Origin of the sequence: Teichococcus deserti, from assembly GCF_001982615.1 — a bacterium.
Classification (GTDB): domain Bacteria; phylum Pseudomonadota; class Alphaproteobacteria; order Acetobacterales; family Acetobacteraceae; genus Pseudoroseomonas; species Pseudoroseomonas deserti.
In genome coordinates this window covers 1-1267 of the sequence record NZ_MLCO01000553.1, presented here as the reverse complement: position 1 = coordinate 1267, position 1267 = coordinate 1, and the positions used below count along the sequence as shown (strand labels likewise).

2 protein-coding genes are annotated in these 1267 nt (G+C 77.4%); both read left to right on the top strand.

The window, feature by feature from the left end; genetic code table 11:
- Positions 1–906, top strand: a 906-nt coding sequence (locus BKE38_RS30005; protein ID WP_420014348.1) for a DUF58 domain-containing protein, incomplete at its 5' end; no start/stop codon positions are given.
- Positions 907–927: 21 nt separating this feature from the next.
- Positions 928–1267, top strand: a 340-nt coding sequence (locus BKE38_RS30000) for a BatA domain-containing protein (protein WP_207553744.1), incomplete at its 3' end; no start/stop codon positions are given.

The window sequence follows — 1267 nt, the reverse complement described above, 5'->3', positions numbered from 1 at the left end:
GCCTTGGCTAGGCCGGGGGGCTCGGCTTCCCCCGCCACCACCCACGCGGCCACCCCGCCCGCCACCGCCGCGCTGCGCGCGACGGCGCTGGGCAGCCGGCTGCCGCCGCTGGTGGTCGCCGCCGAGCGCGTCGCCGCCACCGTCATGCAGGGCGTCCATGGCCGCCGCCGCGCCGGCCAGGGCGACGCCTTCTGGCAGTTCCGCCCCTATCTGCCGGGCGACGCGGTCGGCCGCATCGACTGGCGGCAGAGCGCCAAGTCGGACCGGCTCTATGTCCGCGAGACCGAATGGGAGGCGGCGCAGAGCGTCGCCCTCTGGCGCGATGCCGGCCCCGGCATGGCCTGGCGCGGCGGCGCCGATCGCCCGGAGAAGGGCGAACGGGCCGAGCTGCTGCTGCTCGCCTTGGCCAGCCTGCTGCTGCGCGGCGGCGAGCGGGTGCGGCTGCTCGGCGCCCGCCGAGCCTTCGCCGGCCGCGGCGCCCTGCCGGCGCTGGCCGACATGCTGGGCCGGCACCAGCCTGGCCCGGCCGATGATTCGCTGCCCCGCCATGCCCGCGCCGTGCTGATCGGCGATTTCCTGGCCCCGCTGGAGGAGACCCGCGGGGCGGTGGCGGCCCTGGCCGGTCGCGGCCTGCGCGGCCATCTGCTGCAGGTGCTGGACCCGGCGGAGGAGACGCTGCCCTATGCGGGCCGCGTCCGCTTCGAGGGGATCGGCGCCGGCGAACCCGCGCTGCTGTTACCGCGCGTTGAGGGCGTTCGTGCTCTGTATGCCGAGCGGCTGGCGGCGCACCGGGCGGGGCTGGCCGCCATCGCCGCCGCGGCCGGCTGGTCGTTTGCCACCCACCGCACCGACACCCCGCCCGAGGTGGCGCTGCTGGCGCTGTGGCAGGCCCTGGCGCCCGCTTGAGATGCAAAGGAATGGCCGCGCATGACCAGCCTGGGTCCGATCGGCTTCGTCGTGCCATGGCTGCTGCTGGCGCTGCCGGCCCTGCCGCTGATCTGGTGGCTGCTGCGCGTCACCCCGCCGGCGCCGCGCCGCCAGGCCTTCCCGCCGCTGCGCCTGCTGCGCGACATGCCGGCGCCGGAGGAAACCCCGGCCCGCACGCCCTGGTGGCTGCTGCTGCTGCGCCTGGCCGCCGCGGCGCTGATCGTCATCGGCCTGGCGCGGCCGGTCTGGGGGCCGGGGGCGGCGAGCTCCAGCGACGGGCCGCTGCTGCTGGTGGTGGATGACGGCTGGGCCAGCGGCGCCGACTGGCCCAGCCGTCATC